This window comes from Acinetobacter schindleri (assembly GCF_010918895.1).
Classification (GTDB): Bacteria; Pseudomonadota; Gammaproteobacteria; order Pseudomonadales; family Moraxellaceae; genus Acinetobacter; species Acinetobacter schindleri.
Map to the genome: position 1 here is coordinate 1,326,667 of NZ_CP044483.1, position 26,425 is coordinate 1,353,091.

The window sequence follows — 26,425 nt, forward strand, 5'->3', positions numbered from 1 at the left end:
CCTTATTTTTTATGAAAATTATATATTCACCTAATATTTCTCAATGGAAAAGTCCTCCAGTGTTACCATTTGATTCTTATATATCATTATCTCAAAATGAATGGGATGATTATGGTGATCGTACTTCATTAAATATTAAGGTAGTGATTGATAAGGTTGAAATTGAAGTTAACTCAGTTATAAAAATAAAAATTGAGAAAGAAAATTATACGTATAGTTATTTAAATAAATTAAGAAGAGAGGGATGGGATGGAGAATTTCCTATTCCAAATGTTAAATATATTTCGTTGCCTAATAATATTCTCTTTTATCAAGCATTACAGTCAAAACTAAGCCTGGATGAAATTAAAAAAATATTAAAAAAAATAAATGATGTAGTTTATTTAGAAAATTATGAGCCACAATCTGAAAATTTGATTTTAAAAAATGATGAAAGTTTCTATTCATCTTTATTGAGAGAAAGTGGTGAAAAATTAGCATACAAGGAAGGATATAATGTAATTATAGAGAAAAAATTTGGTATTAATGATTTTGAATATTTATTTGATGATAAGTATGATAATGAGAGAGTAGTAAAATTTAACTTAAATTCAGAGTTGTTGCCATACGATATAAATGTGTTGATTGGACCAAATGGAGTCGGTAAATCATATTTCATAAAAAATTTATTATCAGAATTATTGTCTTTGAATTTGGTAGATAATTTTAATAAGAAGAAAGATATTTTAACAAGCTTTAATCGTATAATAATGATTTCGTATAGTTTGTTTGAAGATTTTGATGTGGATTTAAAAGATTATACAAAAATTTTAGATAAAGAAGCTTATAAATATTTTGGTTTTAGAAATAGAAAAAATGATGGAAGTATTGGTGTAAGTCGAAGTACTCCAGTATATGATTCTGCATTTTCTCTAATCAAATGTATCACTGATGATAGGCAATTTGATTATATTAATAATTGGATTAGCAAATTTAGTACAGTTTTTGATGTATTAGGCAGAGCATTTGATTTTGATGAAATTTGTTTATATCGAAATAATAATAAATTGATTAGCCATCAGGAAATTTTATTAAATATTTACCGAGATAAATTTGAAGAAGAAATAAACTATTCAAAAGGAATTGTATTTAAATATAAAAATGAAATAGTGAATTTGAGTTCCGGTCAAAGATTTTTTTCATTTATGATCATAAATATTTTAGCTAATATTAAAAAAAATACTTTGATTTTTATAGATGAACCTGAATTATTTTTACATCCAGTTCTAGAGATTGAATTAATGTCATTATTAAAAGATGTTTTACAGAGATTTAACTCTAAAGCAATTTTAGCAACACATTCACTTTCAATAGTTAGAGAAATCCCATCACGTTGTGTTCATGTTTTTAAAGAGGAAGATGAAATGTTATTTATTAATCATCCACCTTTTGAAACTTTCGGTGGTGATCTACAGCGAATATCATCTTATGTTTTTGGGGATAACTCTGTATCTAAACCATTTGAAAAATGGCTTGACCAAAAATTAAAGGAATTTACTCCTAAAGATTTAATGGAGAGATTGGGAGATGAGTTAAATGAGGAAATGGCTATTAAGATTTTAAATCATGGTGATAATGATGTTTAAGAAACTGGATAAGCCGCAAATTGATTGGAAGTTGTATTTAGATAATTTTTTTGATTCTAGAACAAAATATAAAGAATTTTATAAGGATATAAAAGATGATTATATTGAAGCTCATTTAATATATGATAGAAATAGTGGTGACTTTAATAAAATTTTTCCATTGGATATAAGTAAATATTGTTGTAGTGTGGAAGATACTGCTGGTAAAATAGATACTTTAAAAAAACTTATATTTAAACAAGACAAGTTATTTTTGTAATTTACTTGATAATTTAAGAACTAATAATGGCTTACAAAGTTGTCCAAATTGTGGCGAAGATGGATCTCCAAATACATTAGATCATTACCTTCCTAAGCTTGCTTATCCTGAGCTTTCAGTTTGTATTTATAACCTAGTTCCAATGTGTTCTAAATGTCAAAATGAGAAGTCTATAGATTATAAAGATTCGAATAATAATAAATTATTCTTTCATCTATACTATGATAATTATGCAACTGATATGTATATTCTTGAAGTAATACCTCAATCTACATATAGAACTCCTTCTATTTCTATAAAAGTAAGAAATAGTGTGCCAACTGACCTTAAAAAAATAGCTTTAAGTCAATTTAAAGAGCTAAATTTAGCCAATAGATTTAGTAGTTTTATTACGCAAACCTATCTAACGACTGTGGATAATTTATTGTCTACAGATACTGATGTAAATGCATTGTTAAATATATTTATAAATATGCATATTAAAAAAGGAGTTAATAATTGGAATGTTATTTTATATAAATCATTACTTGAAAATAATAATTTTATAGAGTGGGTTAAAAAAGAGAGATAAACAATAGATTTTTCTTACATACACTTTTTTTAATTTTTTGAAGTAATAAAATGCCCAAACAATCTCGATTCCTCTGCATTGGCGGTTTCTTAAATGGAACTCAGGTTAAAGACCAAGGCGACAGCTTTGTCTGTGTCGAAAATGGCAAACAAGTAACTTACACTAAAAAAGAAATCTTCCATCAAGACGCTTGGGATCATGATTACTATGTCTGTGAAACCACCACAGACCAGCAAGCGAAAAACTGGGTTTATGATATTCCACCACATTAATTGTCTCTATTCAGGCTGTAAATCAAACAATTACTAGAAACAATAACTTGCATAACATTTCTAAAATTGATTTTTCATACTATTTTCCTAAAACTGTATGAAAATAAAGCCAATAGGGAATATTATGAATTATGAAATCGATGCCTTTGGCACCTTGGTGATTGCGGTATTTTTTCTTTTTATTGGGCGGTATCTTGTTAGTAAAATTGGCTTCTTTAGAAACTATAACTTACCTGAACCCGTGATCGGCGGCCTAATCGCAGCAATTACAGCTTTTATTCTCTATAAATTTTTTAATATCAGTGCCACATTTGACTCAGAAATCCAAACCATTCTGATGCTGATGTTCTTTACCTCTGTGGGTTTAAGTGCAGACTTTACCAAGCTCAAAGAAGGCGGGAAATCACTGCTGATCTTTCTGGTCTGTGTCATTCTATTCGTAGTTGTACAAAATGCGGTGGGTATGAGCTTAGCTACAGCACTTGGGCTTGATCCATTGATTGGTCTGATTGTTGGTTCTGTTACCTTAACAGGGGGTCATGGTACTGCCGGTGCTTGGGGTGAAGTGCTTGAAACTCAATATGGAATCCAGGGGGCGATTGTACTTGGTATGGCTAGTGCTACATTTGGTTTGATTATTGGTGGACTGGTGGGTGGTCCGGTTGCCAAATTCCTGATTAAACGCAATCAATTGGCGGAAACAGTAGCGCAAGAGACCAATGAACAACAACTTGACACTAGCATCAACACCGCACCCTTCGAATATCCAAAGAAAACCCGACTGATCACAGCCAGTAATGCGGTATCAACTTTGGGGATGTTTGCCCTATGTATTTTTGTCGCCAATCAGATGACAGAAATCAGTCAGGGAAGATGGTTTGAACTGCCAACCTTTGTTTGGGCTTTAGGGACAGGGGTGATTGTACGTAACATCCTGGAGCATGTGCTAAAAGTTGATATCTTTGATCGTGCCATTGATGTATTTGGGAATGCATCATTATCCTTATATTTATCTATGGCTTTACTGTCACTGCAACTCTGGTTATTGGCCGATCTGGCAGGCCCGCTTATTACGATTTTATTGGTACAGACAGCGGTATTGATCCTATTTACTGCAATTGTGACCTTTAGAATTATGGGGAAAAATTACGATGCAGCAGTATTGGTGGCAGGGCAGTGTGGTTTTGGTATGGGGGCAACACCGACCGCAATTGCGAATATTCAGGCAGTAACCAATAGCTATGGTCCATCACATAAAGCCTTTTTAATCGTGCCGCTGTGTGGTGCATTTTTTATTGATATTGTGAATGCTGTGGTGATTCAGAGCATCATTGCATTTTTTGGTTAAAGGTTAATACGACTTTAATATCATGCAGACATGAAAAAGCCCCATGGTTAGGGGCTAGTCGTATGCACATCTAAGGCACATACTGTAAGAGGCTCATCTCATACTGTAAGTATTAAAACATAAATCTCCAGTAAAAGATAATGAAACATCAACTGTTTAAAATGATTCAATGTAGGAACATCATTTTAATTTAAGTTTGTTCAAATTATAAAATTCAATTTAAATACTTTAGCTTAATATTGAAAATGCTTTTTACATTCTCTGCCAGCAAAGGTTCGGATACTGAGCCGTACCAATTTCAATCAAAAGGTTGAGAGAGATTATATTTCTAAAATTTAAATAAAAAGAATTGCTTTTAAATTAAACAATAACATCAAAAGTTTGCTATACAAAGCCTGACCGAGTTCTTAGAATAGCGGCTATTTTTCAATCTTAAAGCGCATTGATGCCAACCCAAGAACAGCTTTTATCCGTCATTCATACCCAAACAGAAATTATAAAACTAGGCCATGATCTGAATGCAGTCATGACACTGATTGCAGATAAAATTCAACAGATTACTGGTGCTCAAGGTGCTGTGGTGGAATTAAATGAAGGCGAAGATATGGTCTATCGCGCAGTGTCGGGCGGGGCAGCACATTTATTGGGTTTACGCCTTGCAAGAGAGAATAGCTTGTCCGGCTTATGTATCGCAGAAAACCGTATTCTATATTGTGAAGATTGTGAAAATGATCCACGGGTAGATCGTCAAGCCTGTCATCGAGTCGGCCTACGCTCTATGGCAGTCGTGCCTTTAATTCATGCCAATGAAGTAGTCGGTGTACTTAAAATCTATTCTGATCAAGTTGCAGCATTTAAACTTCGTGATTTAAAATTATTAAGCTTGATGTCCGAAACATTTGCCGCAGCGATGTATCATGCCACCAAATTTGATGCACAAGTATTATATAAAATGGCAACTCAAGATAGTCTAACCGGACTTGCCAATCGGGCATTATTTTTAGATTGTCTACGGCAACGCATGAGCTTGGCGGAACAGCAACAGCAATCACTAAACGTTTGTATGCTGGATATGGATAGACTGAAATCGATTAATGATCAGTATGGGCATCGAGTAGGAGATGCAGCATTAAAAGAAATTGCAACACGACTAAAAGCAATACTAGACGATGAGGTTGTCATAGCTCGGCTGGGTGGGGATGAGTTTGCACTTATCTTAGATATGAATACTGACCGAAATCAGGCTCTATTAACGATGCAAGATATTTCTCAAGCCTGTGATGCAGTTTTTAATTTTGAAGAAATGAGCTTACAGATTGGTTTAAGTATCGGACTGACAGTTTATCCTGAAGACGGTGTGGAAATTGAGACATTATTAGAGTGTGCCGATTTACGCATGTATGCGCAAAAACACCAACGTAAGCACCAGGGCATAAATAAAAACCATCAGGTTGGGTTACAGGCCTGATGGTATAAATCAACAAGTTGAAAAAGCATTAGATTGAAGCCATTTCCCGCTCAATCACAGGCCATAAATTCTGATGGCTACGTTTAAACATCAACATATGACCAATCGCTTTATGTCCAAAAGAGGAAGGTTTAAGTTCTTTATGACTGGTTTGGGCGTTTGGATATAAACGGATCAAATCTTTGACATTGGCTTCGGTCGCAATTTCATCATCCGAACTCCACAGCACCGTAATCGGGCAGGTGATCTGTTCATGATGATTTGCTGTTTTTGCAACTGTCTTGCCAATTGCATTGAGGACATAACCCGGCTTGCTACAGAACTGTGCCCACTGTTTGGCCACATCTTTAGGCAGGTTTTCACCCATACCAATCTTGCTGGTCGGGCCATAACCCAGTGTAAAACGTGACAGTGGAAAAATTACATCAAACATCACAGGAGCGAGTAGTTTGGTTCGACCTTTTAAGCCTTTCACATGACCGGTTGAGCCAGATACAGCGATGACTTTGGCTACTTTGTCATAGTTCGGTACGATCCCGAGTAACTGCCCACCAGCACTATGACCAACCAGAATGACTTGTTCAGCTTTGGTTTTATCTCTCAAGGCATCAATCGCAGCGGGAATATCTAACTGTCCCCATTGCACAATGCTGGCTTTAGATTTTTTTAAAGGACCATTCAGGGACTGACCAATACCGCGAAAGTCAAAACACAATACATCATAACCTTGTGCCTGCAGCCACACATTAAAACTGTGATAGAACTGTGCTGTAATTCCGGTCGCCGGGCAGATTAGTATAGGTAAAGCTTTTCGGCTAGCTGCATTGGTGGCGTAAAAACGTGCTGTCAATGGATAGCCATCCTTGCACTTAATGGTCAATGTTTCAAATTCGGACATGCGCTACACTATATTTTTGGGATTATTATCAAGAATTAATCTACACCAGTTCCGGGTAGGAGCGGTTTTAAAACATGACTAAAAAGTCAAAATAATGAACATAATGGAATTAGGATATGCAGCTAATCGAGCTTAGTCTGGCAGTTAAACTGGCAATTTTATTTAGTGGAATTTTCTTATGGGTAGGGATGTTGACAGGAGTGTGGAAATATCTGCAGATCCGCAATTCAGCCCAGTCACGGGCACATTATTATGTCGATATTGCCCATCGTAGCAGCTTGTTGTATGCACCAGCCACACTAATTCTTGCGGTATTGGCTTATTATTCTCAATTTTCAGAAACTATAAATCTGATCTGTGTAGTATTGAATCTGGCTTTTTTCAGCTTCTCAATTGGGGCTTATATTCTGCATGGCATGCTAAAAGACACCACCAACCAATTCAAAAAACCGCATCAATTGGGCAAGGTTCAGTTACCGGGCATATTGATGACTTTGGCGATGATCGGGTTAGTTGTGGCAGAACTGGGTGGAACAGGGATTTTACTTTGGGGCGCAGCACAGGGGCTGTTTTAGATTATTTTTATTATGATTAGAAGGAGAAATACTTGAATTGGACTTTTCTTTTTCTTCTACCACATGGATGAGTGGCCAAGTCATCCATGTGGTTCAACATCAAGTTTGATTAGCGATATTTCTGGTCAATGACCACCCATAGGTAAAATGCAGCCGAGACGATCAGCGCATACGCTAAATACTCTGGCTTTAAATTGCCTTGAATTACGCAGTGAACGATTAAAGTCAACATCAGCGCAAAGGTGGTGCTTAGAAACACCACAAGGTTAGAATTGGCTTTAAGAGCGTCAATGAAGACTTGCTTTTTGAAATGTACTGATAACATCTCCATCCCTCCTATTTTTAGTGTTATTGATGTCCAAAACTGAGTGGATTGATCAGAATTGAACATACAGTTGTACTTCGAATATTAGAACTTTTCAATAGCTCCGGATGACTGTTCTGGTGAAATACAGCAACTTTAGTCGTAGAGCTATAAAAATTATCAAAGTACAGCAATTTACCTGGACCATTTAAATGTTTAAATTAGGATTTAAGGCAGTGCTGGGTGATAAAACTTAAATGGCACAAGCGGAAAAATGCAAATTTTACGCCACAATATGTAGTTTACTCGGCAGAGAATGTAAGCACGTGTATACGGGATGCTGAAGAATTATAAAATTTGTTAGAATATTGATATAAGTAAATGAAATTGAATAATTTTGGAAATGATTAGGTTAGTTTAGCTAAACGAATGGTTAAATTGTGTATCAGCTAAATTTTTTTCTACTTTTAACTGAACGCTTGCTTAGTGATAATCGTGCAGTGAATTGAACCAATAAATGTCCGTTTGGGTAAAACCTGACAATTATTGATCACGCTTAAATCGTATTCTGGGTAAAAAGACGATTTATTGACACTGCGCAGAAAGATTAGTTTCTGATACGGTCAATCACAGCTGAAATCACGAGAACAATCAGGGCTGGGATAAGCCATGCCATGTTTTGTTCAGAAAGCGGCAAATTCTGAAGTGCAGCAGGTAAATCAAAACCGGCAACTTTAAGACCATCAAATATACCGAAAATAAATGCAACCAGTGTGGTGGGTGCAACAACTTGAGCAGGCTTTTTAAAGAAATGTCCACAGAAGCTCAGCAGGATCACTGCAATTGCAGGCGGATAAATCGCGCTCAGTACAGGCACAGAAACGGCAATCAGTTTGGTCAAACCAAGGTTTGAAATCACCAGCGAGAAGCCAACCAGAACAAATACAAAGGCTTTGTACGGTAAACGGGTAATCGATGAGAAATATTCAGCACATGCACAGGTCAGGCCGATCGCAGTTACCATGCAGGCAACAAAGATCATGATTGCAAGGAAATAGGCACCCATATCACCAAAGGCATGTTGTACGTAAGCATGCAGAATAATCGCACCATTGGCAGCATTTGGGGCAACTTCATGACTACCCAGACCCAATTTAAACAGGCTGAGGTAAACCAAGGTTAGGCCGATCCCGGAAATAATGGCAGCATTTACCGCATATTTGGTAATCAGCTTACGGTCAGTGACCCCACGAGAAGTAATTGCACGCACAATCACGATACCAAAGACCAAGGCACCCAAAGTATCCATGGTCAGATAACCATTGACGATGCCCTCAGTGACCGGGCTAGAAACATAATTACCAATCGCAGCAGGTGGGTTACTGGCAGGAATAAGAACTGCGGCCACCCCTAAAATGACCAAGGCGATAATTTTCAATGGAGACAGGAAGTAACCCACAGTATCCAGAATTTTATTTGGATACAGTGAAACCAGTGTCACAACAGCAAAATAGATCACGCTATAGATCAGCAGATTACTTGGCTCATTGCCAAAATAAGAAGAGAAACCAATTTCATAGGAAACGGTTGCAGTACGTGGCGTTGCGAATAAAGGTCCAACAGTGAGATAACAAACTACGGTCAGTAAAAGACTTGCAGCTTTACCTAAAGGTGAACTTAAGATCTGGATTGAACCTTCAACACGAGACAGTGCCACGATGGTGATAACAGGCAGGCCAACTGCAGTAAACAGGAAACCTAGAGCAGCTAACCATACATGCTCACCGGCTTGTTGAGCCACAATCGGTGGAAAGATAATGTTGCCGGCACCGATGAACAGTGCAAAGGTCATAAAACCTAAGGCAACAATATCCCGAGTACGGAGACTTGTCATAGAGGGAGAGTAAACGAACAAAAGAAAGCGATTTTAAAGGAAATATGCTGATTTTTGGAGCACATTTTGGTTTGAGCTTCGATGAATTTCCTTGAGTAATCTTCTGTTTAACTGATAGGTAGAACTTTGGTGAAAATAAATTTATGAATTCAATCAAATAAATTTATAAATCATAAAAATCATCATAAATTATCAATATTTCTAAAAAATCCTGAATAGTTTTATTTGTTTAATCTATAAGCAATACATATTTTAAATATACATTTTCCGATCGCTGTTATTGAAGGAATTCACCGCATCTTTCAGAAAAAGGGTCTATAATTCAAGGATTGACCAAGAGGATGAACACATGAGAGCTTCGACGATAAGTCTTAAAACTGAACAGGATATCGAAAAACTTCGTATATCGGGCCGTCTGGCTGCTGAGGTTTTAGCAATGATCGGAGAGCATGTGAAGCCGGGTGTCACGACAGAATATCTGGATGACATCTGTAATGATTTTATTGTGAATAAACTCCAAGTTATTCCGGCGAATGTGGGGTATTACGGTTATACCAAGACTACCTGCATTTCACCTAATGAAGTGGTGTGTCATGGCATTCCATCAGCAACTACCGTATTAAAAGATGGCGATATCATCAATATCGATGTTGCGATTATTAAAGATGGCTATTTTGGTGATACCAGTCGAATGTACTATGTTGGTACGCCTTCGGCTGAAGCAAAAAAACTGGTTGAAACCACTTATGAAGCAATGGTCGCCGGTATTCATGCGGTTAAACCGGGTGCAACGTTGGGTGATATTGGTTATGCCATCCAGTCTGTGGCACATCGTGAAGGTTATAGTATCGTACGTGAATACTGTGGTCATGGCATAGGTAAGGTGTACCATGAACAGCCAAACATTCTGCACTATGGTCAACCGGGTCAGGGTCTGGTACTAAAAAAAGGCATGGTATTCACTATTGAGCCAATGGTGAATCTGGGTAAAGCGCGTGTTAAAGAACTTAAAGATGGCTGGACAGTGGTGACTGCAGATAAATCGTTATCTGCGCAGTGGGAGCATATGGTTTATGTGACTGACACTGGCTTTGAATTGTTATCTCCATGGCCAGAAGGCACGGGCTCTTATCCTGCAATTTAAATAAAAGATAAATCTCTGATTGTGAAAACACTGATTTTTAAAAAATCAGTGTTTTTTTAATTGTAAATGAGCATACACATACGTTTTCAAAACAATACAAAATATTACGACTTGCAGTGGTGCAAATGAGATTCATTCTCTATATTTATATGAGTTAGATAGATAAGCTGTATCAATCTCTTTATCAATCTCTTTTATTTATTCTTGCTCGTATAATTAACTGATTAAGAGCCAAGAGAATGATCTAAGCGATATATTTTTTGATTCACAGAGTAAATATTGTTACCCCTTAATGCTGTAGTGACTCTGACTAGCTCATCCTCCGTAGATGAGCTTTTTTTTACTTATTATTTTATTTTACTTAGATGCTCATTAATCTAATCATGATGCAGGTGCTCAACCAGATAATCGATAAAGACCCGAACAGCAGGTAACAAGCCACGACGTGACGGATAAACCATATGGAAAATACCATGTGCTGCTTTCCATTCCGGAAGTACACGTACCAGTTCACCACGTTCCACATATTGCTGCACGACGTTATCAGGTAATAGGGTGATACCACAGCCTGAAGCAGCCAGTTGTGCCAGCATGCTTAGATCGGAGCCCAGTACTGTTGGCATAACGCGGATCTTTTTCTGTTGTTGAATATGATTGTGTAATATCAAAAACTGTTCAGTATGTTCATCCGCCATGCTCAGGATTTTATGCTCGGACAATTCTTCCGGATTTTTCAGATGACCAAATTCATTCAGATAGCCCTGACTGGCAAATAGATGCTGTTCGATCTGGTCAAACTGACGGATTACCAGATTTGGATCATCATCCAGACTGGAACGGACGCGTAGGGCAATATCAAAACCTTCATTGATGATATCCACACGACGATTTGTGACCATCATCTGAATTTTGATTTCAGGATATTGTTTCAGGAATGCAGGGAGAATGCGCGCAATTTCGTTTTGTGCAATGGATACTGGCAGGCTGAGTTTAATAATACCGCGTGGTTCAGTACTGAGATGATCGATCAGATCATGGGCGGCTTGGGCGGCACTGAGCATAACCTGGGCATGACGGTAAATATTCATACCGATATCAGTTACGGCAAAATGACGTGAGCTGCGTTGAATTAGCCGAACACCAAGACGTTCTTCCAGATTATAAACCCGGCGACTGAGTTTGGATTTGGGAATGTCAGTGGCGCGTTCTGCTGCACTAAAGCCACCATGTTCCACCACTTGGGCAAAACAATAAAAGTCATCCAGATCCGTCAGCATGAGTTCATTCCATATACGCAACAATAAGGTGATTAAAGAATTATTGTTGCAATGTGTCAATGCTGACTTTGTCTTTTTATTGACTATCTAGCTTCATTGAGCAGTTTATCTTTCAGATATTGCATGCCTTGGGTAGCAGTCATGGCAATCTTCTCAAACTGAGGAGGCAAGTGCTGCTGATTGGCTTTAGGATCAATATAGTAAGCGCTGCAATTTGATGAAATCTCATGAATCAAGCCAGCAACCGGATAGACCTGCAAACTGGTGCCAATCACAATAAAAATATCAGTATCTCGCACATAGTCTTGTGCTTCTGCATAAGCAGGTACAGCTTCACCAAACCACACGACATGCGGACGTAGTGGATAGCCATCCGTACAAAGGTGTTTATTGAGATCCAGTTCAGCACCATCAATTGGATAAAACTCGGTGGTGTATTGCGCTTTTGGCCCAGATGTTTTTGCCAGCCGGATATTGCCATGCAGGTGAATGACTTTTGAACTTCCAGCACGTTCATGCAGATCATCAATATTCTGGGTAATCACATGTATGTCATAAGCAACTTCCAGTTCAGCAATCAGTTGATGCGCAGCATTGGGTTGTGCAGCCAGAATCTTTTTGCGCCGCTCATTATAGAAGCGCTGTACCAGTTCAGGATCACGTCGCCATGCTTTTGGTGTTGCCACATCTTCTACACGATGCTGCTCCCAAAGGCCATCACTGTCGCGGAAGGTATTAATTCCGCTTTCAGCACTCATACCTGCACCAGAAAAGACCACCAGTTTTTTCATCTTGTTTCTTTTCTCCTCTAAGCTGCGTGATTGCTGTGCTTAGCACTGGCTTTTAAGAATGCCGCGATTTCCTTGCTAAATTTTACCGGTTCAGTCAAAAGGGGAGTATGCCCGGATTTTTCAAAACGTACCTGTTTGGCATGTGGAATGCTTTGGGCAATCAGGGTTTGACCTTCAACTGGATAAAGTTTGGATTGTGAGCCGCTAAGGAAAGTCACCGGGCATTGCAGTGTCTGGATCGCTGCCCGGTAATCTTCTCGATGATAAAGATAATTATTGATATACCAAGCCATATAGTCGACCCGGTTTGATGGTAATAGCAGACTTTGCAGGCGTGGCTGATTCAGAATCCATTCAAAGGCTTTCAGGCTGTATTTATTGTTATTTTGCAAGCCAATAAACTGCAGCCAAAGTTTGGCAATCTGATGGCGAGTGTTACTGTCCAGATCCTTAATGTATTTTACATTCTGATGTGGTGCCAGTAATTCTGAAATCTGGGTCAGAATAGAAATAAATACCGGATGATGTTCACCAAACAGGCCATAGCCCCAACTGTCATCTACCGGGATTTTTGGGGTCTGGTCAATATGCAGATAGGCAGTGATATGCTCGGCGAAATTAGCATAGTGCATACCATGCATGGCCGTAGTGGCACCCATGGAATATGCAATCACCATCACCTTATCAAGATATAATTGCTGGATTACCGACTGTACATCCAGCCAGTGACTGGAAATCGCATCCATATCTGGAATCTTGCAATCACTGGAAGCACCAAAACCACGCCACTCCGGAATAATAAATCTGAACTGATGCCGATGCGGATAGAGGAAAGCCGCCCATTGCCAGCTCAACATCCCCAGGCCGGACAACACCAGTACCGGCTGACCCTGTCCATATTCGCGTACAAAAAGCATTTCGCCATCGGGCATTTTGTAATATGACATCGACTGAGTCCTTATTTTTATATGCTAGCCAGCAGCTGCATTATTAAATTGTTTTAATTTTGGAATCATGATTTCTAACCAGCTAATCCAGCCTACTTCCAGATCGATACCCAGTTGCAGAATCATTTTATGAATATACAGTGTGCGGTTATTTTCGTCAGCTGTTGCAAAATCTTTGGCAAAAATCTGTCGGTAAATATTCAGTTTTTCCCGGTGTAACTCTAAATGCCTTTCTAGTTCTGGCAAAATAGTATTGCTGCCCATTTGGGCTTCAGCACGTAAGCGTACCATCAATTCTTCACGCAGTTGAGCTGGTGGACTTTGTTCCAGCATCCAGTTGGCCAATTCCTCACGTCCTGGACGTTCTACCTGATAAGTCTTTTTACGTGAACCGCTGTCTTCATCTTCTATGGTGGAGATCCAGCCTTTTTGTAACATGGCATTTAGTTCACGATAGATCTGCTGATGGGTGGCATTCCAGAAAAAGCCCATCGAACGGTCAAAGCGGCGTCCTAACTCAATACCGGTACTTGGTTTTTCCAGTAAACTGGTCAATAGAACATGCGATAAAGACATAAACGTCTCAAGAAAAATGACTCGAGATTATTATGCAACATGTTGCATAAAAATCAATTCTGAACTATAAATTAATGCAACAAGTTGCATAAAAGCTGATGACTGAGGGAAATTTCACATCAGCCGATATAACAATAGCCAGCTGACAGGCACGCTAAGGAGTCGAAATGTCAAAGTATCCGCATTTACTTGCCCCATTAGATCTGGGTTTTACCACATTAAAAAACCGGGTTCTGATGGGCTCTATGCACGTCGGGTTAGAGGAAGCCCCGGGTGGTTATGATCGTATGGCGGCATTCTATGCTGAACGTGCTAAAGGGGGTGTTGCTCTGATTGTGACTGGTGGCATTTCGCCAAATGATCACGGTGTGACTTTTCAAGGCGGCTCCAAGCTCGACACGATAGAAGAAGCTGAAAAGCACAAGGTAATTACTCAAGCAGTGCATGAAGCTGGCGGCAAGATCGCCATGCAGATTTTGCATACCGGACGTTATTCCTATCAGGCTGAAAATGTCGCGCCGTCTGCGATTCAGGCGCCAATCAATCCGGTCAAACCACATGCCTTAACTTCGAGTGAAGTCCAGCAGACTATTGATGATTTTGCCAACTGTGCACGCTTAGCCCAATATGCCGGTTATGACGGTGTGGAAATCATGGGATCGGAAGGCTATCTAATCAATGAATTTATTGCCGCGCGTACCAACCACCGTGATGACGAGTGGGGTGGCAGTTATGAAAACCGTATCCGTTTCCCGATTGAAATTGTGCGCCGGACCCGTGAAAGCGTAGGTGAGAACTTTATTATCATCTATCGTCTGTCGATGCTGGATCTGGTCGAAGGTGGTTCAACGCTAGAAGAAGTGATTCAGCTGGCACAGGAAATCGAAAAAGCAGGTGCAACGATTATCAATACCGGGATTGGCTGGCATGAAGCGCGTATTCCAACCATTGCGACCAAAGTGCCACGTGCAGCTTTTACCTGGGTAACTGAAAAGCTAAAAGGTTCAGTCAAGGTTCCTTTAATTACCTCAAACCGTATCAATACCCCAGAAATGGCAGAATATGTCCTGGCTGCCGGTCATGCGGATATGGTTTCCATGGCGCGGCCGATGCTGGCGGATGCAGAGTTTGTGGTAAAGGCGGAGCAGGGCCGTAGTGATGAAATCAATACCTGTATTGGCTGTAATCAGGCCTGTCTGGATCATATTTTCTCGATGAAAATTGCGACCTGTCTGGTCAATCCGCGCGCCTGCTATGAAACTGAACTGATTTTCAAAGAAGTGTCTACACCAAAAAATATTGCAGTAATTGGTGCGGGTCCAGCTGGTTTAAGTTTCGCGATTTATGCTGCAGGTCGTGGTCATCATGTCACTGTCTTTGAGGCATCCAATCAGATTGGCGGTCAGTTTAATATTGCCAAAACTGTTCCGGGCAAAGAAGAATTCTACGAAACCATTCGTTACTTTAAACGCCAGATCGAATTGCAACCCCGTATTCAGCTCAAACTGAATCATACAGCGACTTTTGAGCAGCTGCTGTCTTCAGAATTTGATGAAATCGTCGTAGCGACTGGGGTGAATCCACGTCAGCTGGATATTCCAGGCATTGATCATCCAAAAGTGCTGTCTTATCTGGATGTACTAAAAGAGCGTAAGCCTGTGGGTCAGCATGTCGCCATTATTGGTGCAGGCGGTATTGGTTTTGATACCGCGGAATATTTAAGCCATGAAGGTGAAAGTGGCAGCGTCAATCCGCAGAAATTCTATGATGAATGGGGAATCGATACCGGTTATGACAATGTCGGTGGTTTAAAACAGCCAAGTGTAGAGCAGCCAAGTCGTGAAATTTACTTGATGCAGCGTAAAGCAAAATCCGTGGGCGCAGACCTGGGTAAAACAACCGGATGGATTCATCGTACAGGTCTGAAACACCGCCACGTAAAAATGATCCCTGGTGTCAGCTATGAAAAAGTGGATGATCAGGGCTTGCATATTACAGTCAACGGTCAGCCAACGTTGCTTGAAGTAGATAATGTCATCATCTGTGCAGGTCAGGAATCTTATACTGCCATGTTTGATGAACTGAAACAGTCAGGCAAGAGCGTGCATCTGATCGGGGGAGCTAAAGAAGCCGGTGAACTGGATGCCAAGCGCGCGATTCGTCAAGGTGCTGAATTGGCAGCGGTGATTTGAAAATATTAAAACCTGCATTTCCGTTTTTTGTTTGCAAACCAAGATTTGTAGTGATGTAAACAAATGGATATGTAATTTTCCCTCTCCTTTAATAAAGGAGAGGGTTAGGGAGAGGATTTAACTATTAAATATATGACTCCCCCTTGCGAAGTAGAACTTCTCACCTTTAAAAAAGGGCGAAACTGCTTTCTAACAGAAAGGGGATCATATTTAAAGGCATCAATCTTTAGCGTTTCTATGCGGAAATTTAAAAAACAACAAAGGACCCAAAAATGACTCTACAAACCACCAAAGCTTCACTCGCATTCTGGCACGAAATGTTGGAAAGCCGTGACATGAATATTCTGAATGAATTACTCGCAGATGAAGTGGTATTTCGTTCACCAGTGGCATTTAATCCATACTCAGGTAAGCCTGTAGTCTTTTTTATTTTGACTAATGTGATTCAGGTCTTCGAGAACTTTACGTATCACCGTACTTTCTATTCAGAAGACGGTAACCATGTTGTACTTGAGTTTTCTGCCAATGTGGGGGATAAGAAATTAAAGGGTATCGATATGATTCAGTTCAATGATGAAGGAAAAATTATCGACTTCGAAGTGATGATTCGGCCGAAGTCAGGTCTTGAAGCGCTTGCTGCACAAATGGGACAGCGGATGATGGCCTTCCAAAACTAGTCTGATTCAGGAGCCATCATATAACCCGGCATGAAATTTGTAAGGCACTGAAGGACAACTGGATGGAAAGACAAATGAAAATGTTGATAAAAAAAGTAGTTCAGCTTTCAGGTGAATATTTGGACCGTGTGATTGGTGCGGACACGCCTACTTTATATTACAACCCAAATGGCGTATTTCAGAACCTGATTGATCATTTACCACAATTAAAGCAAAAATACCGTCCTACACCGTGGCTATGCAATGCGCATGCCCATATTCTGTATTTTGACTTGATCAAAAAGAAAACTATCAAACTAAAATATGATGCAATTGAGCAGCTGAACATGTCTGATGGCGGAATCACTGGTATTGCCTGGTATGGACTCGACCTGCCAGTAGATACGCCAACGATTGTTTTACTGCATACCATTACCGGTTCACCAGAATCAATGGGTGAGCTGGTCAGAGATCTGCATCTGCACACGGGTTGGCGAGTGGCATTATGTTTACGCCGTGGTCATGCCAATTTGCCGATGCCTGTTCCGAAAATGAACCTGTTTGGCTCCACTCAGGATTTACGTGAACAGTTACTTTATATTCAGGATAAATTCCCGCAATCTGAACTATATGGTGTAGGTTCTTCCGCTGGCACAGGTTTGTTGGTACGCTATCTGGGAGAAGAGGGTGAGCAAACTCCACTCAAAGCAGCCTTTGCATTGTGTCCGGGCTATAACACTGAAAGTGGTTTTGCTTATGTGCATCCATTTTATAGTAAGGTTATGGCTAAAAAATTACTGAAAAAATTTATTCATCCTTATCAGGACACCTGGAAAAATATACCTTCCTGGGAGCAGATTCTTTCCGTTCAAAATCTGGCCGATTTTGAGAAGCTGTATTTTCAGCTGGCTGGCTATGAAGACTATGAAACCTATACCAAGGCCACGAACCCAATTTATGTCTTTGAAAATGTCAAAATCCCATTGATGATTCTGAATGCAGAAGACGACCCAGTCTGTCATATTAATAATCTGCATCCATATAAAGACCGTATCCGTGCCATGCCGAATATTATTGTAGTTACTACGAAAAGGGGCAGTCATTGCGGTTTTTATCAGGGCTTAACCAGAACTGAATCATGGGCTACTCGTCTTATGGCACAGTATCTGAAGCAGCTTTCTATGGCCGCGGCAGCAATAGAAGAAGCAGAACCTGAATACGTAGCATTAAAAAACCCAGCATAAGCTGGGTTTTTTAACTGAAAAATAATCAGTTTTCAAGTGCTGGCGTAGCAGCTGCAATGGCTTCTGCCACAGCATCATCCTCTGACTGTTCTGCACCTGAATTGGTTTTAGGCTTGTATTCAGTCTCAGAATCCTGGGTGTTTGGTGCTTGAGCAGGTTGTGATGCTGCCGGTGCTGTAGCAGGAGTACTTTGAGCAGGTCGAGTTTCACGACGAATTTCAGTTGTGGTATTCGGCGTTTCTTCACGAATCACTTCAACTGTTTCAGGAATTTCCTCAATTAAAGGCTGATCTTGTTCTGCTGGTTCCAGTGTTTCGAAATTCGGCTGTTCTACTGGGGTTGCTTCCGATGCTGCAGCAACTTCAGTCTGTTCCTCTTCCTTTGGAGCTTCTTTCTTTACACATGCAGTAAGTAAAAGTCCGGTTGCAAGCGCGCCACAGATTAAAAGTTTCTTATTCATCATTACTTCATAGGTAAATGTAGAGGGGATTACAATATTATAGCAGTAAATTAGCAGATAGAAATGATCTGAACTTACTCTAATTTTTTATCGGAAATGCTGCTAGAATAGTCAATTGTTTATTGTTCTTTGAATTGATGCGGATTGACTTTGCTTTCTAGGTGCAAGGTAAAGTAAAATTGCGCAACATTGCAGGCCTATTTAGGCTCGATTGTACGAGAAACCCAATGACCCATTTTATTTTCGTTACTGGTGGTGTTGTATCATCACTAGGTAAAGGTATTTCAGCTGCTTCTGTTGCTGCACTTTTAGAAGCCCGTGGTTTAAAAGTGACCATGGTAAAAATGGATCCATACATTAATGTCGATCCGGGGACCATGAGCCCATTCCAACATGGTGAAGTTTTTGTTACAGAAGACGGTGCTGAAACAGACTTAGACTTGGGTTACTACGAACGTTTCTTACGTCGTGCGAAAATGACCAAACTGAATAACTTCACATCAGGTCGTGTTTACCAGGATGTTCTGAATAAAGAACGCCGTGGTGACTACCTGGGTGGTACTGTGCAAGTTATTCCACACATTACTGATAATATTAAAGAACGTGTACTTCGCGCTGGTGAAGGTTATGACGTTGCGATCGTTGAGATCGGCGGTACAGTAGGTGACATTGAATCTCTCCCATTCATGGAATCTGTACGTCAGTTAATGGTTGAACTTGGTCACAAGCGCACGATGCTTATGCACTTAACGTTACTCCCATACATTAAGTCTGCAGCAGAATTAAAAACCAAACCAACACAGCATTCTGTTAAAGAACTTCTGTCGATTGGTATTCAGCCAGACATTCTGATCTGTCGTACTGAACACGATGTTGATGCAGATACTACGCGTAAAATTGCACTGTTCACTAACGTTGAAGCACGTGCAGTTGTCGTATGTAAAGATGCGCGTACGATTTATCAGATCCCACGTACTTTCTATGAACAAAATGTTGACGATTTAATCTGTGAACGTTTTGGTTATAACGACCTTCCTGAAGCTGACTTAACAGATTGGGATAACGTTGTAGAAGCTTTACTGAATCCTGAATACACCGTACGTGTTGCAATGGTCGGTAAATACGTTGAACTTCCAGATGCATATAAATCTGTGAATGAGGCACTTTTACACGCAGGGATTCAAAACCGCGTTAAAGTTCAGATCGACTATGTTAATGCTGAAGAGCTTGAAAGTCAGGATGTAAACGAAGTACTGAAAGATGCTGATGCGATCCTGGTTCCAGGTGGTTTCGGTGAACGTGGTACTGAAGGCAAGATGCAGGCAATTAAATATGCCCGTGAAAATGGCATACCGTTCCTGGGTATCTGTTTGGGTATGCAGTTGGCAGTAATTGAATATGCACGTAATGTTGCCGGTATTGCTGACGCAACATCGACTGAATTCAACCGTTCAACCAAAGCTCCATTGATTGGTCTGATCACTGAATGGTTAGATGAGCGTGGTGAAGTGCAACAGCGTTCTGTGGATTCTGACCTTGGCGGTACAATGCGTCTAGGTGCACAGAAGTCTGAACTGGTACCAGGGACCAAGACTGCTGCTGTGTACGGTTCTGATGAAATCATCGAACGTCACCGTCACCGTTACGAAATGAACAACCGTTATATCCCAGTGCTGGAAGAGAAAGGCATGAAGATTTCTGGTTATTCACCGATCCAACATTTAGTAGAAACTGTTGAAATTCCTGAACATCCTTGGTTTATTGCGGTACAATTCCACCCGGAATTTACAAGTTCACCACGTGATGGTCATCCATTATTTGCTGGCTTCATCGACGCTGCAAAAAAACAGCATCAAAAAGCACAACAATTGGTTTCAGGACACAACTAGGAAGTTTAAATGTCGCAATTAAAACCACAAGAGATTGTACGTTTAGGCGATATACAAATGGCAAATCATTTGCCATTTGTACTATTCGGCGGGATGAACGTACTCGAGTCCAAAGACCTGGCTTTTGAAATTGCAGAAACTTATGTAGATATCTGTAAACGTTTGGGAATCCCATACGTATTCAAGGCAAGTTTTGATAAAGCCAACCGTTCAAGTTTGAACTCTTTCCGTGGCCCAGGTCTGGAAAAAGGTCTCGAGTGGTTAGCGGACATTAAAAAACACTTTAATGTGCCGATCATTACCGATGTACATGAGCCGTATCAAGCAGCTCCTGTGGCAGAAGTTGCCGACATTATTCAGTTGCCAGCTTTCTTAAGTCGTCAGACTGATCTGGTTGAAGCAATGGCAAAAACCGATGCTATTATTAACATCAAGAAAGCGCAGTTCCTTGCTCCACATGAAATGCGCCACATTCTGCACAAGTGTCTGGAAGCCGGGAATGACAAACTGATTCTTTGTGAACGTGGTTCAGCATTTGGCTATAATAATTTGGTTGTAGACATGCTGGGCTTCGACATCATGAAAGAAATGAATGTACCGGTGTTCTTTGACGTTACCCATGCGCTTCAAACGCCAGGCGGTCGTGCTGACTCTGCTGGTGGTCGTCGTGCCCAGATCACGACACTTGCACGCGCGGGTATGGCAACCGGACTGGCAGGCCTGTTCCTGGAAGCACATCCGGATCCGGAAAAAGCCAAGTGCGATGGTCCTTGCGCATTGCGCCTGTCACAGCTTGAGCCTTTCCTGGCGCAGCTGAAAGAATTAGATACCTTGGTCAAAGGTTTCGCAAAGCTAGATACACATTAATTCAATACACATTGATGCGTCTTTTTTGACGCATCATTTTTATTAATCAACTGAGGAATAGTTCATGAGTCAAATCGTTGACATTCGTGCACGTGAAATTTTGGACTCTCGTGGTAATCCAACCATCGAAGCAGACGTTATCTTAGCATCTGGCGTAGTTGGCCGTGCATGTGCACCATCTGGTGCTTCAACTGGTTCTCGTGAAGCTTTAGAACTTCGTGATGGCGACAAGGCACGTTACCTGGGTAAAGGTGTTAAAACTGCGGTTAACAACGTAAACACTTTGATCCGTGAAGCTTTGGTTGGTAAATCAGTATTTGAACAAAAAGACATCGATAACACGATGATCGCTTTAGATGGTACTGAAAACAAAGAAAAACTAGGTGCAAACGCAACTCTGGCAGTTTCGCTTGCTGCTGCACGTGCTGCGGCTGAAGAAAAGAAAATCCCACTTTTCCAATACATCGCAGACCTTCGTAACAACAGCATTCTGACAATGCCTGTTCCAATGATGAACATCCTGAATGGTGGTTCACATGCGGACAACAACGTTGACATTCAAGAGTTCATGATTGAGCCTGTAGGTTTCACTTCATTCTCTGAAGCACTTCGCGCTGGCGCTGAAATCTTCCATTCACTTAAATCAGTACTTAAAAAACAGGGTTTAAATACTGCTGTTGGTGATGAAGGCGGTTTTGCTCCGAACTTACGTTCAAACGAAGAAGCGATCACTGTTATTCTTGAAGCAATTGAAAAAACTGGCTACAAAGCTGGTTCTGACATTATGCTTGCGCTTGACTGTGCGTCTTCAGAATTCTACAAAGATGGTCAGTACATTCTTGCAGGTGAAGGTAATAAAGCATTCACAAGCAACCAGTTCTCTGACTACCTTGCAGGTCTGGTAAATCAGTACCCGATTATCTCGATTGAAGATGGTCTGGATGAATCTGACTGGGAAGGCTGGTCTTACCTGACTTCGATTCTGGGTGACAAGATCCAGCTGGTTGGTGATGACCTGTTCGTTACGAATCCTAAGATTCTGCAACGTGGTATCAATGAGAAAGTAGGTAACTCTATTCTAATCAAGTACAACCAGATCGGTACTTTGACTGAAACTTTAGATGCAATCTACCTTGCAAAAGCAAACGGTTACTCTACTGTAATTTCTCACCGTTCAGGTGAAACTGAAGATTCAACTATTGCGGATCTTGCAGTAGGTACAGCAGCAGGTCAAATCAAGACTGGTTCACTTTGCCGTTCTGACCGTGTAGCGAAATATAATCAATTACTTCGTATCGAAGAATTGACTAATGCTGCATATCGCGGTAAAGCTGAATTCAAAGGTTTGAACTAAGCGATTATCGTTGATGTTAAATGTATTCGACTCTTTGATGAGTAAAGTACTGTTGGGCCTTGCGATCCTTGTGATCGCAGGGTTTCAATATTTATACTGGTTTGGTGAGGGTGGTTATCAAGACCATCAGGCACTGACACAGAAAATACAACAACAAGTAGAACTGAATGAAGAGCTGAAAGAGCGCAACCGTGTGCTGGCAGCTGAAGTTTATGATCTGAAAAATGGTGATCAAGCCATTGAAGAACATGCACGTCTGGATCTGGGTTTAATTAAGCCGCATGAAACTTTTGTGCAGATGAGTACTATCAGTACCCAATATAAACCGATTTATCTCGATCAAAATTCTAAAGTAGACCTGCGTACCAATGAGTCAGCTGAAAATTCAAGCACACCATAAATTATGGGCTATCATTCCAGCTGCAGGTTCGGGTAGCAGATTCTCTAAAACAGAACTAAAGCAATATCAAATGATTCAGGAGCGTACTGTTCTTGAACATACGGTTGCACGTCTGAATCAACTTCCGCTGACCGGTTATGTGCTGGCGATCGGTAGTCAGGATGATGTTGCTATAACCTTGCCATTTTCCAATCAGGATAAAGCCCATTTTTGTGCCGGCGGTACAGAGCGGGTCAATTCTGTCCTCAATGCCTTAGCTTACCTAACTGAAATCACTTCAGAAGAAGATTGGGTATTGGTACATGATGCGGCACGTCCATGTGTCAGTCAAAATGCATTGATTGATCTGGTCAATACGGCGACTGAAACTGATCAAGCTGCTATTTTGGCAATTCCAGTCCGCGATACCTTAAAGCGCGTCGTACAAGGTCAGGATATCGAAACTACTGTAGACCGTTCGACTCTCTGGCAGGCACAAACACCACAAATGGCCAAACTGGGCCGGTTAAAACGTGCCATTGAACAGGCATTACAAGATGGTGCCAATATTACCGATGAAGCCAGTGCACTTGAGCATGTAGGTGAAACCGTACGTGTGGTACAGGGGCGATCTGATAATCTCAAAATTACCTATCCGGATGACCTAGAACTGGCTCGTCTGATTCTGGCAGCACAAGCCTAAATTTATTTGAAGAAATACATAATAAATAGAGCACTGGCGATCAATTCTCCGCTGCTTTCACTTATAATTTCGCCATTGTTAGTTTTGAACCTTTTGTCACAATGATACCTTCACAGCAGTATCGTTTTTTACGACAATCCGCACGTGATGGATTGAGTATAAAACACGATTCCTCAAGATGGACCAAGCTACATCTGGACCCGTGGTTGCTATGCTTCCTGTTACTGAATGCTGCCTTGGGGTTGATGGTAGTTTATAGTGCGACCTCTGAAAACTCAGGCATGGTGATCCGTCAGGCGATCAGTTTTGGTGTCGGTTTTGTGGTGATGTTTATCTGTGCGCAGGTTCCGCCAAAAGTGTATCAAGCCGCAAGCCCGTATTTTTATGCCTTCGGGATTTTTATGCTGCTGCTGGTCTTTGTGATTGGTGAAAGACGACTCGGAGCAACACGCTGGATTACTTTGCCGGGCGTGGGAAGTATGCAGCCGAGTGAAGTGATGAAATTTGCCATGCCACTGATGATGGCTTGGTACTTTGCCCGCAAACCATTTCCACCGAAGTTTATGCATATTGTTGGTGCCTTGATTTTACTGGGTATTCCATTTGTGCTTGTGGCATTGCAGCCTGACTTGAATATCGGGCTGGTGATTCCGGGGATCTTTGTTTTATTTTTGAGTGGTATGTCCTGGCGCTTGATTGGCGGTGCAATGGCAGCATTAGCTGTGGTCGCACCATTAATGTGGATGTTCCTGTTACAGGAATATCAGAAAAAACGTGTCCTGACGCTATTTGATCCTGAATCAGATGCACTCGGTGCAGGCTGGAATATTATCCAGTCTAAAATCGCCATTGGTTCTGGAGGAATGACTGGCAAAGGTTATTCGCAAGGGACACAGTCACATCTGGGTTATCTGCCAGAGCATCATACTGACTTTATTATGTCGACTTATGCCGAAGAATTTGGCTTTATCGGTGTATTTTTATTATTTAGTCTGTTTGCCGCTATTATTATTCGTTGCCTGATGATCGGAATGAACAGCTTTCATAACTTTGGCCGTCTATATGCGGGTGCTACAGGTCTAACCTTTTTCTTTTTCGTATTCCTGAACTCAGGCATGGTGAGTGGTATCCTTCCAGTGACAGGCGATCCATTACCACTGATGAGTTATGGCGGAACCGCTGTGATTTCTTTGCTCGCCGGTATGGGTATTGTGATGTCAATCCATACCCATCGCTAAATAATAGAAGAAAAGAAAAAGCCAGATTTATTCTGGCTTTTTTATTGCTTGAGATTTTATGTTATAAATATTCAATAACTTACATAAACAACTATATTTGCATATTGGGGACGAGATGAAGAGGTTAATGTTGGTGATTGGACTTGTAGGATTGTCAGCAACTGTATGGGCAAAGCCATTGAGTTCAGCGGAATTTAAATCTCAAGTTAAGCAGCATTATGATGCATTAGAGTTAAAACAGGCTGCACTCAATGTGTCGGTGGATCGTCGTGAGCATCCAACAATTATGATTGCTAAAGCATGTGAATATTCTAGAGGTCTAAAACAACTTAAGCAGTTTTCCGAACAAAATCTGCAGCTGGCTGAAGCCAAGGATGAACTACAATTTATTCGTTCATTGGATACAAGCTTTAATCAGTCCTTCATTGATTTGGGTACTACTTATGAAACGGGGTGCCTAAAACGGTAGGGGAGTGAATTCTACCTATACGGTTCACAAAGGCTCTAAAGACGCTTTTAAAATGGCATTTTTATTTGATTAAAAGTTAGGCTTTGCATTGGTTGGTTTTTTCCGGTCTATGATTTTGCTTTAGTCGCCATCCAGCAAAGCAGTGAACCAAAACACACCATCAATGCACCTTTCCAGAAGCTGAAGGTTAATTGTGTGCTCAAAATCAATGCTGAAACCACAGAAGAAAAAACCGGGATAAAGTATGAAGCTGTTGCCAATACAGTCACATTTCCATGCATAATCCCGATATTCCATGCCCCATAGCCAATGCCCATTGCAAAAGCAGCTAATACCAGATAAATGCTGGAATTCAATTCGAAATTCGGTATGGGCTCAGCAGAGAAAATCCATTGGGTCCATAGTACAATCGACACCCAAATAAAGAATAAGGTAATACCATTTTTACCATTGGCAGCACGAGCAGTCAGGGTACAATAGGCAGCCCATAGAAAGACACCGGTTAAAGCCAGTCCATAACTCAGTGGATTGGCCTGTATATTGGACAGCATTGTTCTAAAGCTAAATCCAGCTTCACCACCAAGCACCAGACAGATCCCTGCCACAGATAAACATATCCCGGGAAAGATAAGAAAATTGGCTTTCTGCCTGTTAAAAATAATTGAAAATAGAATCGTGGCTGTCGGCCACAGATAATTCACCATTCCGATTTCTATGGCTTGTCTGTTATTGCTTGAATAACCTATAGACAGGGCAAGACAAATTTCATAAGCCACAAAAAGCAGGCTTCCCCAAATCAGATATTTAAGGGGGAATTCTTTCAGATGTGTCCAGCCAAATGAGAACAATAGAATAATCGAGGCGCATGAATAGATTAACGCAGCTCCCCCGATCGGTCCAAAGTAATGACTGACTTCTTTGATGAGAGCAACAATGAGACTCCATAAGAAAACTGCCGTAAGACCAATCAATGTCGCTTTGTTTGAGTTCATTACTCTTGTTCAGGATAAATTTAGAAGATAGTT

The 26,425-nt window shown here is 40.6% G+C and carries 27 protein-coding genes; 18 read left to right on the plus strand and 9 right to left on the minus strand.

Annotated elements, in window-relative coordinates; all coding sequences use genetic code 11:
* The first annotated feature begins 59 nt into the window (after window positions 1–59).
* From FSC11_RS06445 to FSC11_RS06470, 6 genes are all read left to right on the plus strand, one after another.
* Window positions 60–1,625, plus strand: coding sequence for an AAA family ATPase (locus FSC11_RS06445; protein ID WP_163165809.1), 1,566 nt, complete (start codon window positions 60–62; stop codon window positions 1,623–1,625).
* On the plus strand, window positions 1,618–1,884 hold the full coding sequence (locus FSC11_RS06450) for a hypothetical protein (protein ID WP_163165811.1): 267 nt from the start codon (window positions 1,618–1,620) through the stop codon (window positions 1,882–1,884). The genes FSC11_RS06445 and FSC11_RS06450 overlap by 8 nt, the downstream gene beginning before the upstream one ends.
* Window positions 1,885–2,125: 241 nt before the next feature.
* Entirely contained in the window at window positions 2,126–2,455 is a 330-nt protein-coding gene (locus FSC11_RS06455; RefSeq protein WP_163165813.1) for a hypothetical protein, read from the plus strand.
* A 50-nt stretch (window positions 2,456–2,505) separates the two neighbouring features.
* Window positions 2,506–2,727 carry a hypothetical protein gene (locus tag FSC11_RS06460; RefSeq protein WP_163165815.1) on the plus strand — a complete coding sequence of 74 codons (222 nt, stop codon included), beginning with the start codon at window positions 2,506–2,508 and terminating at the stop codon, window positions 2,725–2,727.
* A 124-nt stretch (window positions 2,728–2,851) separates the two neighbouring features.
* The gene (gene gltS / locus FSC11_RS06465; protein ID WP_163165817.1) at window positions 2,852–4,075 is read left to right on the plus strand and encodes a sodium/glutamate symporter; all 1,224 of its coding nucleotides are present in this window, start codon (window positions 2,852–2,854) and stop codon (window positions 4,073–4,075) included.
* A 445-nt stretch (window positions 4,076–4,520) separates the two neighbouring features.
* A complete protein-coding gene (locus FSC11_RS06470; protein ID WP_163165819.1) occupies window positions 4,521–5,543 on the plus strand; it encodes a sensor domain-containing diguanylate cyclase in 1,023 nt (340 codons plus the stop codon).
* A 28-nt stretch (window positions 5,544–5,571) separates the two neighbouring features.
* On the opposite strand, the gene FSC11_RS06475 is transcribed toward FSC11_RS06470, so the two are convergent.
* Window positions 5,572–6,441 carry an alpha/beta hydrolase family protein gene (locus FSC11_RS06475; protein ID WP_163165821.1) on the minus strand — a complete coding sequence of 290 codons (870 nt, stop codon included), beginning with the start codon at window positions 6,439–6,441 and terminating at the stop codon, window positions 5,572–5,574.
* A gap of 116 nt (window positions 6,442–6,557) precedes the next feature.
* Between FSC11_RS06475 and FSC11_RS06480 the strand changes: the two genes are divergently transcribed.
* The gene (locus tag FSC11_RS06480; protein ID WP_163165822.1) at window positions 6,558–7,016 is read left to right on the plus strand and encodes a hypothetical protein; all 459 of its coding nucleotides are present in this window, start codon (window positions 6,558–6,560) and stop codon (window positions 7,014–7,016) included.
* 109 nt (window positions 7,017–7,125) lie between these two features.
* Here the strand turns inward: FSC11_RS06480 and FSC11_RS06485 are convergent, their stop codons facing one another.
* Entirely contained in the window at window positions 7,126–7,341 is a 216-nt protein-coding gene (locus FSC11_RS06485; RefSeq protein ID WP_004893017.1) for a hypothetical protein, read from the minus strand.
* A gap of 586 nt (window positions 7,342–7,927) precedes the next feature.
* Window positions 7,928–9,214 (minus strand): branched-chain amino acid transport system II carrier protein, encoded by a 1,287-nt coding sequence (gene brnQ / locus FSC11_RS06490; RefSeq protein ID WP_163165824.1) that lies wholly within the window; start codon window positions 9,212–9,214, stop codon window positions 7,928–7,930.
* 349 nt (window positions 9,215–9,563) lie between these two features.
* On the opposite strand from brnQ, the gene map reads away from it, so the two are divergent.
* Window positions 9,564–10,358: a type I methionyl aminopeptidase gene (map, locus tag FSC11_RS06495; RefSeq protein WP_163165826.1), complete on the plus strand. Its 795-nt coding sequence runs from the start codon at window positions 9,564–9,566 to the stop codon at window positions 10,356–10,358.
* A gap of 377 nt (window positions 10,359–10,735) precedes the next feature.
* On the opposite strand, the gene FSC11_RS06500 is transcribed toward map, so the two are convergent.
* From FSC11_RS06500 to FSC11_RS06515, 4 genes are all read right to left on the minus strand, one after another.
* Window positions 10,736–11,635: a LysR substrate-binding domain-containing protein gene (locus FSC11_RS06500; protein WP_163165827.1), complete on the minus strand. Its 900-nt coding sequence runs from the start codon at window positions 11,633–11,635 to the stop codon at window positions 10,736–10,738.
* 83 nt (window positions 11,636–11,718) lie between these two features.
* The gene (locus tag FSC11_RS06505) at window positions 11,719–12,426 is read right to left on the minus strand and encodes an SIR2 family NAD-dependent protein deacylase (protein WP_163165828.1); all 708 of its coding nucleotides are present in this window, start codon (window positions 12,424–12,426) and stop codon (window positions 11,719–11,721) included.
* A gap of 17 nt (window positions 12,427–12,443) precedes the next feature.
* A complete protein-coding gene (locus FSC11_RS06510; RefSeq protein ID WP_163165829.1) occupies window positions 12,444–13,373 on the minus strand; it encodes an alpha/beta fold hydrolase in 930 nt (309 codons plus the stop codon).
* A gap of 24 nt (window positions 13,374–13,397) precedes the next feature.
* A complete protein-coding gene (locus FSC11_RS06515) occupies window positions 13,398–13,949 on the minus strand; it encodes a PadR family transcriptional regulator (protein ID WP_004893032.1) in 552 nt (183 codons plus the stop codon).
* A gap of 167 nt (window positions 13,950–14,116) precedes the next feature.
* Between FSC11_RS06515 and FSC11_RS06520 the strand changes: the two genes are divergently transcribed.
* The 3 genes from FSC11_RS06520 (at window position 14,117) to FSC11_RS06530 (ending at window position 18,041) form a co-directional block, all read left to right on the plus strand.
* Window positions 14,117–16,141 carry an NADPH-dependent 2,4-dienoyl-CoA reductase gene (locus FSC11_RS06520; protein WP_163165830.1) on the plus strand — a complete coding sequence of 675 codons (2,025 nt, stop codon included), beginning with the start codon at window positions 14,117–14,119 and terminating at the stop codon, window positions 16,139–16,141.
* Between the two features lie 272 nt (window positions 16,142–16,413).
* Window positions 16,414–16,818: a nuclear transport factor 2 family protein gene (locus tag FSC11_RS06525; protein WP_163165831.1), complete on the plus strand. Its 405-nt coding sequence runs from the start codon at window positions 16,414–16,416 to the stop codon at window positions 16,816–16,818.
* 74 nt (window positions 16,819–16,892) lie between these two features.
* Entirely contained in the window at window positions 16,893–18,041 is a 1,149-nt protein-coding gene (locus FSC11_RS06530; RefSeq protein WP_163165832.1) for a YheT family hydrolase, read from the plus strand.
* A gap of 25 nt (window positions 18,042–18,066) precedes the next feature.
* On the opposite strand, the gene FSC11_RS06535 is transcribed toward FSC11_RS06530, so the two are convergent.
* A complete protein-coding gene (locus FSC11_RS06535; protein WP_008304156.1) occupies window positions 18,067–18,501 on the minus strand; it encodes a hypothetical protein in 435 nt (144 codons plus the stop codon).
* Window positions 18,502–18,728: 227 nt separating this feature from the next.
* On the opposite strand from FSC11_RS06535, the gene FSC11_RS06540 reads away from it, so the two are divergent.
* The 7 genes from FSC11_RS06540 to FSC11_RS06570 all read left to right on the plus strand — a co-directional run bounded on the left by FSC11_RS06540 (window position 18,729) and on the right by FSC11_RS06570 (window position 25,400).
* Complete coding sequence (locus FSC11_RS06540; RefSeq protein ID WP_163165833.1) at window positions 18,729–20,390, plus strand: CTP synthase; 1,662 nt, start codon at window positions 18,729–18,731, stop codon at window positions 20,388–20,390.
* 9 nt (window positions 20,391–20,399) lie between these two features.
* A complete protein-coding gene (kdsA, locus tag FSC11_RS06545) occupies window positions 20,400–21,257 on the plus strand; it encodes a 3-deoxy-8-phosphooctulonate synthase (protein ID WP_076753679.1) in 858 nt (285 codons plus the stop codon).
* Between the two features lie 64 nt (window positions 21,258–21,321).
* The gene (gene eno / locus FSC11_RS06550) at window positions 21,322–22,611 is read left to right on the plus strand and encodes a phosphopyruvate hydratase (protein WP_004893069.1); all 1,290 of its coding nucleotides are present in this window, start codon (window positions 21,322–21,324) and stop codon (window positions 22,609–22,611) included.
* A 13-nt stretch (window positions 22,612–22,624) separates the two neighbouring features.
* The gene (locus FSC11_RS06555) at window positions 22,625–23,011 is read left to right on the plus strand and encodes a septum formation initiator family protein (RefSeq protein WP_004815804.1); all 387 of its coding nucleotides are present in this window, start codon (window positions 22,625–22,627) and stop codon (window positions 23,009–23,011) included.
* The gene (gene ispD / locus FSC11_RS06560; protein ID WP_163165835.1) at window positions 22,980–23,693 is read left to right on the plus strand and encodes a 2-C-methyl-D-erythritol 4-phosphate cytidylyltransferase; all 714 of its coding nucleotides are present in this window, start codon (window positions 22,980–22,982) and stop codon (window positions 23,691–23,693) included. Before FSC11_RS06555 ends, ispD begins: the two co-directional genes overlap by 32 nt.
* A 101-nt stretch (window positions 23,694–23,794) precedes the next feature.
* Window positions 23,795–24,931 carry a rod shape-determining protein RodA gene (gene rodA / locus FSC11_RS06565; RefSeq protein ID WP_163165837.1) on the plus strand — a complete coding sequence of 379 codons (1,137 nt, stop codon included), beginning with the start codon at window positions 23,795–23,797 and terminating at the stop codon, window positions 24,929–24,931.
* 127 nt (window positions 24,932–25,058) lie between these two features.
* Window positions 25,059–25,400, plus strand: coding sequence for a hypothetical protein (locus FSC11_RS06570; protein WP_163165839.1), 342 nt, complete (start codon window positions 25,059–25,061; stop codon window positions 25,398–25,400).
* Between the two features lie 107 nt (window positions 25,401–25,507).
* On the opposite strand, the gene yddG is transcribed toward FSC11_RS06570, so the two are convergent.
* Window positions 25,508–26,392, minus strand: a complete 885-nt coding sequence (gene yddG, locus FSC11_RS06575; protein WP_163165841.1) for an aromatic amino acid DMT transporter YddG — start codon at window positions 26,390–26,392, stop codon at window positions 25,508–25,510.
* Window positions 26,393–26,425 lie beyond the last annotated feature (33 nt).

Bases quoted from the DNA above. Each gene is read 5' to 3' on its own strand.
- FSC11_RS06570 (WP_163165839.1), top strand. From the start codon at position 25,059: ATGTTGGTGATTGGACTTGTAGGATTGTCAGCAACTGTATGGGCAAAG.
- FSC11_RS06555 (WP_004815804.1), top strand. From the start codon at position 22,625: ATGTTAAATGTATTCGACTCTTTGATGAGTAAAGTACTGTTGGGCCTT.
- FSC11_RS06485 (WP_004893017.1), bottom strand. From the start codon at position 7,341: ATGTTATCAGTACATTTCAAAAAGCAAGTCTTCATTGACGCTCTTAAA.
- FSC11_RS06520 (WP_163165830.1), top strand. From the start codon at position 14,117: ATGTCAAAGTATCCGCATTTACTTGCCCCATTAGATCTGGGTTTTACC.
- FSC11_RS06535 (WP_008304156.1), bottom strand. From the start codon at position 18,501: ATGAATAAGAAACTTTTAATCTGTGGCGCGCTTGCAACCGGACTTTTA.
- FSC11_RS06450 (WP_163165811.1), top strand. From the start codon at position 1,618: ATGTTTAAGAAACTGGATAAGCCGCAAATTGATTGGAAGTTGTATTTA.
- yddG (WP_163165841.1), bottom strand. From the start codon at position 26,392: ATGAACTCAAACAAAGCGACATTGATTGGTCTTACGGCAGTTTTCTTA.
- FSC11_RS06500 (WP_163165827.1), bottom strand. From the start codon at position 11,635: ATGCTGACGGATCTGGATGACTTTTATTGTTTTGCCCAAGTGGTGGAA.
- FSC11_RS06515 (WP_004893032.1), bottom strand. From the start codon at position 13,949: ATGTCTTTATCGCATGTTCTATTGACCAGTTTACTGGAAAAACCAAGT.
- eno (WP_004893069.1), top strand. From the start codon at position 21,322: ATGAGTCAAATCGTTGACATTCGTGCACGTGAAATTTTGGACTCTCGT.
- FSC11_RS06540 (WP_163165833.1), top strand. From the start codon at position 18,729: ATGACCCATTTTATTTTCGTTACTGGTGGTGTTGTATCATCACTAGGT.
- brnQ (WP_163165824.1), bottom strand. From the start codon at position 9,214: ATGACAAGTCTCCGTACTCGGGATATTGTTGCCTTAGGTTTTATGACC.
- FSC11_RS06475 (WP_163165821.1), bottom strand. From the start codon at position 6,441: ATGTCCGAATTTGAAACATTGACCATTAAGTGCAAGGATGGCTATCCA.
- FSC11_RS06510 (WP_163165829.1), bottom strand. From the start codon at position 13,373: ATGTCATATTACAAAATGCCCGATGGCGAAATGCTTTTTGTACGCGAA.
- kdsA (WP_076753679.1), top strand. From the start codon at position 20,400: ATGTCGCAATTAAAACCACAAGAGATTGTACGTTTAGGCGATATACAA.
- rodA (WP_163165837.1), top strand. From the start codon at position 23,795: ATGATACCTTCACAGCAGTATCGTTTTTTACGACAATCCGCACGTGAT.
- FSC11_RS06525 (WP_163165831.1), top strand. From the start codon at position 16,414: ATGACTCTACAAACCACCAAAGCTTCACTCGCATTCTGGCACGAAATG.
- FSC11_RS06530 (WP_163165832.1), top strand. From the start codon at position 16,893: ATGAAAATGTTGATAAAAAAAGTAGTTCAGCTTTCAGGTGAATATTTG.
- ispD (WP_163165835.1), top strand. From the start codon at position 22,980: ATGAGTCAGCTGAAAATTCAAGCACACCATAAATTATGGGCTATCATT.
- FSC11_RS06460 (WP_163165815.1), top strand. From the start codon at position 2,506: ATGCCCAAACAATCTCGATTCCTCTGCATTGGCGGTTTCTTAAATGGA.
- FSC11_RS06480 (WP_163165822.1), top strand. From the start codon at position 6,558: ATGCAGCTAATCGAGCTTAGTCTGGCAGTTAAACTGGCAATTTTATTT.
- FSC11_RS06455 (WP_163165813.1), top strand. From the start codon at position 2,126: ATGTATATTCTTGAAGTAATACCTCAATCTACATATAGAACTCCTTCT.
- map (WP_163165826.1), top strand. From the start codon at position 9,564: ATGAGAGCTTCGACGATAAGTCTTAAAACTGAACAGGATATCGAAAAA.
- gltS (WP_163165817.1), top strand. From the start codon at position 2,852: ATGAATTATGAAATCGATGCCTTTGGCACCTTGGTGATTGCGGTATTT.
- FSC11_RS06505 (WP_163165828.1), bottom strand. From the start codon at position 12,426: ATGAAAAAACTGGTGGTCTTTTCTGGTGCAGGTATGAGTGCTGAAAGC.
- FSC11_RS06470 (WP_163165819.1), top strand. From the start codon at position 4,521: ATGCCAACCCAAGAACAGCTTTTATCCGTCATTCATACCCAAACAGAA.